A 7,427-nucleotide genomic window follows, 5' to 3' on the forward strand; every position below is an offset into this window, starting at 1 on the left:
GGCCGGCGAGGGCGCGCACGGCGAGGGCGCGCACGACGAGGGCTCGTACGGTGAGGGCGCCGACCCAGGCGGCGGCACCCTCACCGCGGAGCTGCGCCGCCGGGAGGGCCATGTGCCGCTGCTGCGGCTGCCGTTCCCCGCCGAGGGCACGGCTCCGGAGGGGTACGACACCGCGGTCGTGCTGCCGCTGCGGGACGGGCCGGCCGAGGAGCTGGCCGCACGGCTGCTCGCGGAGCTGGACGACGCACTGCTGCTCGCCCTGCCCGGGCTCGGCGAGGTCGTGGTGGACACTCCGGAGTCCGTACGGACCCTGCGACGCACCGCCGAGGGCCGGTACGTCCGGATCGAGGACGAGACCCGGCCGCCGCACGCCAGCCCGGAGAACCCGGCGGCCCCTGAAGCCACCGAAGCTCCCGGGACGACCCCGAACGGCGAACGCCGGGTGACCCGCTGGCGGGTCGCCGAGGCGAGTGGCCGGGCCGAGGACGCGCTGCTCGCCGACCGCCCGGTCGAGGAGCGGCAGCGTCCGTGGTGGTCGGTGACCTGGGCGGTCCCGGTGGACGCGGAGGGCACGCCCGTACGCCCCGGCACGGCGCCCGTCCTGCACGCGCCCACCCCGTCCGACGAGCCGCTGGGCCTCCCGGCGCTGCTCATCGCGAGCTTCCCACTGGAGTCGACCCGCCGGCACGTGGCGGCGGGCCCGCTGACCGACTACCTCACCGAACGGGCCGCCGACACCTACACCCGGCTCGTACGGGACTGGGAACCGCTCGGTATCGGTACGCTCGACCTGGTGCCCGGGCCGCTGGGCAGCGGTGAACTGGACGGCATACTGCGCCGGTCGCTGCTGGAACGGCTGCCGCGGGTGCCGTTCCTCCCGCCCGCCGGCGAGTCGGTTTCCGACACCGACACCGACACCGACACGGACCCCTCGGCCCACAGCCTGGAGCCGGACGACGCCCCGCTGCTGGCCCGGGAGCCCGCCGGACTGCGGCCGGTGGACGCCGAACTCGTCGAGGGGGCGGGCGCCGAGACGGTCGCCGTGCTCGCCGAGCTCTTCCCCACGCTGCTGCCCGCGGGGCTCGAACGGCGGCCGGAGTTGCGTGCGTTGGAGGTGCCACGCGTCCCGCTCGGCGAGCTGATCGACCGGCTCGGCGGCGCCCAGCGGCCCCCGGAGTGGTGGAACCGGTTGTACGACTCACTGGCCGGCGTGGACCCGGACCGGCTGACCGGCCTGCCGGTGCCGCTCGCGGACGGTCGCACGGTCGTCGGGCCCCGCCAGGTCCTGCTGCCCACCCCCGCCTACATGTCGCCCGAGCAGGTCCCCGAGCCCGAGCAGGTCCCCGAGCCCGAGTCCGCCGAGCGGCACGACGCCCTCGCCCGCCTCGGCCTGCGTGTGGCGCATCCACGCGCCGCGCACCCGCTACTGGAGAAGCTGGGCGCCCTGCCGGCCTCCCCCCGAGCCGTCCTCACCACCCCGCAGGTGCGGGCGGCGGTGGCGAACTCGCTGGACGCCGGAGAGATCTGGGACGAGGACGCGCCGGACCCGGACGAGGTCGCCGAGACCGTCCTGGCCCTCGCCCGGGACGCCGAACTCCAGCCCGGCGACGAACCCTGGCTCGGCGCCCTCGCCCTGCCCGACGAGGACGGCGAGCTGGTCCCGGCCGCCGAACTGGTGCTGCCGGACAGCCCGTTCCAACAGGTCATGCGGGAGGGCGAACTCGCCGCCTGCGATCCCGAACTGGCCGCGCGTTGGGGCACCGGCCCGCTCGCCGCGGTGGGCGTGCTGGCGGACTTCGCGCTCGTACGGGCCACGGACGTGGTGCTCGACCCGGACGAGATCGGGGAGCCGGACGACGGCGACCACCCCCGGCCCACGGACACCGGGCTGCTGGACGCGGTCGACGTGTGGTGCGAGGACGTGCTGGACGGGCTGCCGGAGAGCGCGGTGCCTCCGGTGCTGGCGGAACTGGTGGCCGTACGCGACCTGGACCTGGTCGACGACGCCTGCTGGCCACGGGCGCTCGCCATGCTGGCCCGCCCGCCGCTGCGGGACGCGCTGACCGCCCCGGTTCGGGTGCTGCTGCCGGACGGCGCGACAGAGACCGTACGCCCCTACACCGCGTGGTGGCTGCGCGGGCACCCCGTGCTGGACGGCCGTCGACCGGCCGGGCTGCGGGCGGCCGGCGGCGATCCGCTGCTGGCCGGGCTGTACGAGGAGGCGGACGCGTCGGCGCTCGCCACCGGCTCCGCCACGGACACCCAGGTGTTGCGCGCGCTCGGCGTACGCACCTCCGCCGCCGCGCTGCTGGACGAGCCAGGTGGGGCCGCGGAGCTGCTGGCCCGGCTGGCCGATCCGGAACTGGCCGTCACCGGTGACCAGTTGCACGGCCTCTACGGCCTGTTGGCGGAGCTGGACCCGGACGAGGTGACCCTGCCGGAGGAGCTACGCGCGGTCCTCGGGGACGCCGTGCGGGTGGTGGACGCGGGAGACGCGCTGGTCGCGGACGCCCCCGACCTGCTGCCGCTCGCCGAGCGGCGCCCGCTGCTGCCCGTACGGCCGGCGAGTGCCGCGGACCTGGCGGCGCTGCTGGACGTACGGCGGCTCAGTACGGTCGTCGGCGACACGCTGGGCGGTGACGAGGGGACCCGGCGGATCGTACCGGCGGAGGTGCGGCGACTGCTGCCGGGAGCGCCGGAGGAGTACCTGGAGCACGGCGAACTCCTCGTCGACGAGGTCGAGGTGGCCTGGCGCCGCACCCCGGACGGCACGCTGCACGCGGCCACCCTGGAAGGGCTGGCCGCGGCCCTGTCCTGGGCGGCGGGCGAGTGGGGACGGCGGTTCGAGGTGGCGGCGCTGCTGGAGGACCCGAGCCGGGCGGAGGAGTTGGCGCGGGCGCGCTGGCACGAGTGACGGGCTCAGGCGTTGGTCCCGTCGGCACGTGAGCCCGTGGCACGGGGTTCCGTGCCGCGGGGCTCCGTGGCACGGGGTTCCGCGCTGACGTCCTCGCTGTCCGGGCTGTCCGGGCTGTCCGGGCTGTCCGGGCCGGTCTTCGGGTGCGGGTCCGGACTGGCGGTTCGACGGAGGGCGGCCTCCCGTCGGCGTACGTACCACAGACCGACCAGCCCGAGGCCGAAACCAGCCGCGCAGGTCCAGATCCACCAGGTGTGACCGCTGTCCTCGAACCGCCCGTAGAAGGGGAGTTGGCCGAGGAAGAGCACCAGCCAGATCACCGTGCCGACGGCGACCGTCCGCACCGCGTCGCCCTCGAGCGGCTCGGGCGCGTCGCGCTCGCCGTCGGTCCACTTGGTGATCAGGCCCATCGGTCCGGCTCCTCGGGAGGGGGGCGGTTGCGGTGTGCCGCCAGCCTAAGGGCTCTCCCGGGGGAGCCGGGCGGGCGGCGGTACGCGTGACTCGGGGCGGATGTCTACGCGCGGAGATAGCGATCAGTCGCGTTGGCTGTTCATACTGATTCCTGCTGTCTTGGCTTGAAGTATTCGTATGATGCTCCAAGATGTTCCCGCTCAACCGCCTTCCGAGGCCCGTAGTTCTGAGGTCCCGCATGCCCGCTTCGGCCCGCGACACGGCCGGCTCCGCGCACCAGTCCACCCCCGGAGGCAGGTCCAGCGGCCTCGACCGCTTCTTCCGGATCACCGAGCGCGGCTCCAGCGTCAGTCGGGAGGTGCGGGGCGGGCTGGCGACCTTCTTCGCGATGGCTTACATCGTGGTGCTGAACCCGATCATCCTGGGAGCCGGAGAGGACAAATTCGGCCAACAGCTCGACAACGCACAACTGGTGACCGCGACCGCGTTGGTCGCCGGGCTGACCACCCTGCTGATGGGCGTCGTGGGGAACGTGCCCATCGCGCTGGCCGCCGGGCTCGGGATCAACGCGCTAGTGTCCCTCCAGCTCGCCCCCAAGATGAGCTGGCCGGACGCGATGGGGATGGTGGTGCTCGCGGGACTGGTGCTGATGATCCTGGTCGCCTCCGGGCTGCGGCAGCGGGTGATGGACGCGATCCCGAACGGACTGCGGCGGGCCATCGCCATCGGGATCGGTCTCTTCATCAGCCTGATCGGGCTGGTCGACGCCGGTTTCGTCACCCGTAACCCGGACTCCGCGAACACCACGGTGCCGCTGGGCCTGGGGCAGGGTGGACAGCTGCAGGGCTGGCCGGTGCTGGTGTTCGTGCTGGGGCTGGCGTTGATGTACGTGCTGGTGGTGCGCAAGACCAAGGGCGCGATCCTGCTGGGCATCGTCAGCATGACCGTGGTCGCCATCGTGATCAACGCGATCGCCGGAATTCCGGACGAGGCGTGGGGTCTGGCCGTGCCCCGGGTGCCCGAGCAGGTGGTCGGCAGCCCGGACTTCGGCCTGCTCGGCGAGATCAGCCTGTTCGGCGGCTTCCAGGAGGTCGGCTGGCTGACCGGCTGCCTGTTCGTCTTCACCGTCCTGCTGTCCGGTTTCTTCGACGCGATGGGCACCATCATCGGGGTGGGCGAGGAGTCCGGGCTCACCGACCGGAACGGCCAGCTGCCCGGCATGGGGCGGATTCTCATGGTGGACGGCATCGGTGTCGCCGGTGGCGGCGTCGGTTCCTGCTCGGCCAACACGTGCTTCGTCGAGTCGACCGCGGGTGTGGGGGAGGGCGCCCGTACGGGACTCGCCAACCTGGTCACCGGCGGGCTCTTCCTGCTGACGCTCGTGATCACCCCGCTGGCGACGGTGGTGCCCTCGCAGGCCGCGACCCCGGCGCTGCTGGTGGTGGGCTACCTGATCATGTCCTCGAACGTCCGGGACATCGACTGGGCGGACTCCACGGTCGCCGTGCCGGCGTTCCTGACGATGGTCTCAATGCCGTTCACGTACAGCATCACCAACGGCATCGGGATGGGCGTGCTCGCGTACATCCTGCTGCGCGCGGCGAGCGGGCGTATCCGGGAGGTCCCGTGGCTGCTGAACGTGGTCGGGGCGTGCTTCCTCGTCTACTTCCTGCTGGACCCGATCGAGCAGCTGCTGGGCACCGTGTAGGACGGAGGAGCGGCGTCCGCGGCCGCCCCGGCCGCGTGCGGCCGGCCCGCTCCCGTCAGCCGGCCCGCCCGTGGAACCGCTCGGTCTCCTCGACCGCGGTCTTGAACCGCTCGTCGAAGTCCTCCCGCGCGAGCGTCTGGACGACGTAGTCCTGGACGCTCATCTGCCGTCTGGCCGCATGCTGGTTGAGCCGCTCGAACAGCTCACTGTCCACTCGGAGACTGAGCACTGTCGAAGTCATGTCTCCCACCGTCCACGGCCGTCGGGTGCCGGGTCGCCGGGTTCCCTCCACAGCTCACCCGTACGTGTGAAGAAGCGTTTGCGCGTCCGCGTGCGGAGCAGCCCTGTACGGGTGACCTATCTCTCCGCTCCACGGGGAGTAGTTAGCGCGGGTAATGAGTTACGCTAATGACATGCCGGAACAGCCCCCAGGCCCCCAGGCCGTCGCCAGCCCCGAAGCCACACGCGACGAGGCTGCCGTGAACTCGCTCCGTTCCGCCACGATGCGGCTCTCCCGGCGGCTGCGTCACCAGCGGGTGGACGAGTCGCTGAGCCCTACCGAGATGTCGGTGCTCGGCACGCTCGCCCGCTGTGGCTCGGCCACCCCGAGCGCGCTGGCGCGCAAGGAGCACGTGCAGCCGCCGTCGATGACCCGCATCGTGGCGACGCTCGAGGCCAAGGGGCTCGTACGGCTCGAACCGCACCCGGAGGACCGCCGACAGAAGGTGGTCGTCCAGACCGAACGAACCGAATCGATGCTCGCCGCCAGCCGCACCAAGCGGAACGCCTGGCTGGCCGAGCTGACCGGACAACTCGACGACGAGGAATGGGCGAAGCTGCGCGAGGCGGCGCCCGTCCTGGAGAAGCTCGCGCACCTGTGACCGCGCCGCCAGCGCGGTCCGAACGGCACATCTGGCGGCACCGGGAGACGCTCGGCGCCCGCCCAGGAGAGAGAGGCGAAGGACCCTTGAGTTCGGGCCACGGAGACCACTCCGCACCCGCACCCGCACCCGACCAGACTCCCGACGACGACCCGAACGAGAAGACCGGGGTAGCCGAGGTCACCTCGCCGGGCGAGCGCCCGGGCAAGACCTCCATGTTCAGTTCACTGAGAATCCGCAACTTCCGACTCTTCGCCATCGGCCAGGCCGTATCCAACACCGGCACCTGGATGCAGCGCATCGCCCAGGACTGGCTGGTGCTCAGCCTCACCGGCTCGGCCACCGCCGTCGGTGTCACCACCGCCTTGCAGTTCCTGCCCATGCTGCTCTTCGGGCTCTGGGGCGGCGTGATCGCGGACCGCTGCGCCAAGCGCAAGGTCCTGCTGGTCACCCAGTCGATGATGGGCCTCACGGGGCTGGCGCTGGCCGTGCTGACGCTGAGCGGCCAGGTGCACGTGAGCCATGTCTACCTGCTCGCCTTCGCGCTCGGCCTGGCCACCGTCGTCGACAACCCGACCCGGCAGACCTTCGTCGCCGAGATGGTCGGACCGGACCAGCTGCGGAACGCCGTCTCGCTGAACTCCGCGAACTTCCAGAGCGCCCGCCTGGTCGGCCCTGCCGTCGCCGGCGTGCTGATCACCGCGGTGGGCAGCGGCTGGGCCTTCCTGCTGAACGGCCTGTCCTTCCTGGCGCCGCTCATCGGGCTGCTGATGATGGACACGGCCGAGCTGCAACGGCCGGAGCGCGCGCCCCGCAGCAAGGGGCAGTTGCGTGAGGGCCTGCACTACGTGCGTACGCACCCGGAGTTGCTGTGGCCGATCATCCTGGTCGGCTTCGTGGGCACCTTCGGTTACAACTTCCCGATCTGGCTCTCCGCGTTCACCGACAGCGTCTTCCGGGAGGGCGCCGGCACGTACGGCCTGCTGAACACGCTGATGGCGGTCGGCTCGGTCACCGGCGCGCTGTTGGCCGCCCGACGCGCCAGCTCGCGCTTGCGGCTGTCGGTCACCGCGGCGCTGCTGTTCGGCATCGGCATGGTGGTGGCGGCCGTCACCCCGTCGTTCTGGGTCTTCGCCCTGCTGATGGTGCCCATCGGGGCGCTGGGACTCACGTTCAACGTCACCGCGAACGCCAGCGTGCAACTTGCCTCGGACGCGCACATGCGGGGCCGGGTGATGAGCCTCTACATGATGGTGTTCGTCGGCGGTACGCCCATCGGCGGCCCCATCATGGGCTGGATCACCGACACCTGGGGCGCGCGGGTCGGCCTGCTGTCCGGCGGCCTGATCTCGGCGCTGGTGGCCGTGGCCGTGGGGGTCGCCTTGGCCCGGGTCAGCGGCCTCCGGCCGCGAGTGGACCTGCGGGACGGGCGGCGGCCGGTGGCGTTCGTGCCCCGGCAGCGGAAGACCCCGTCGGACGCGGGTCTGGGCGCGGGGCCGACGGGCGCGCCGGT

The 7,427-nt window shown here is 72.5% G+C and carries 6 protein-coding genes; 4 read left to right on the forward strand and 2 right to left on the reverse strand.

Going from position 1 to position 7,427, the window contains the following annotated elements; all coding sequences use genetic code 11:
- The coding region (locus AN216_RS04415) for a molecular chaperone Hsp90 (RefSeq protein ID WP_070195266.1) at positions 1 to 2,914 on the forward strand (2,914 nt) is incomplete at its 5' end.
- Between the two features lie 5 nt (positions 2,915 to 2,919).
- On the opposite strand, the gene AN216_RS04420 is transcribed toward AN216_RS04415, so the two are convergent.
- On the reverse strand, positions 2,920 to 3,324 hold the full coding sequence (locus AN216_RS04420) for a DUF2530 domain-containing protein (RefSeq protein ID WP_070195267.1): 405 nt from the start codon (positions 3,322 to 3,324) through the stop codon (positions 2,920 to 2,922).
- Positions 3,325 to 3,563: 239 nt separating this feature from the next.
- On the opposite strand from AN216_RS04420, the gene AN216_RS04425 reads away from it, so the two are divergent.
- Positions 3,564 to 5,033: an NCS2 family permease gene (locus tag AN216_RS04425; protein ID WP_070195268.1), complete on the forward strand. Its 1,470-nt coding sequence runs from the start codon at positions 3,564 to 3,566 to the stop codon at positions 5,031 to 5,033.
- A gap of 55 nt (positions 5,034 to 5,088) precedes the next feature.
- Here AN216_RS04425 and AN216_RS04430 read toward each other — a convergent pair whose 3' ends face one another.
- Positions 5,089 to 5,274 carry a ribbon-helix-helix protein, CopG family gene (locus AN216_RS04430; protein ID WP_170843025.1) on the reverse strand — a complete coding sequence of 62 codons (186 nt, stop codon included), beginning with the start codon at positions 5,272 to 5,274 and terminating at the stop codon, positions 5,089 to 5,091.
- A gap of 172 nt (positions 5,275 to 5,446) precedes the next feature.
- Here AN216_RS04430 and AN216_RS04435 point away from each other — a divergent pair, with 172 nt between their 5' ends.
- Together AN216_RS04435 and AN216_RS04440 are read left to right on the forward strand one after the other, a co-directional pair.
- Positions 5,447 to 5,914, forward strand: coding sequence for a MarR family winged helix-turn-helix transcriptional regulator (locus AN216_RS04435; protein WP_070195270.1), 468 nt, complete (start codon positions 5,447 to 5,449; stop codon positions 5,912 to 5,914).
- An 86-nt stretch (positions 5,915 to 6,000) separates the two neighbouring features.
- On the forward strand, positions 6,001 to 7,427 hold a 1,427-nt coding region (locus AN216_RS04440), incomplete at its 3' end, for an MFS transporter (protein WP_079166246.1).

It is taken from the genome of Streptomyces oceani (assembly GCF_001751245.1).
Lineage (GTDB): Bacteria > Actinomycetota > Actinomycetes > Streptomycetales > Streptomycetaceae > Streptomyces > Streptomyces oceani.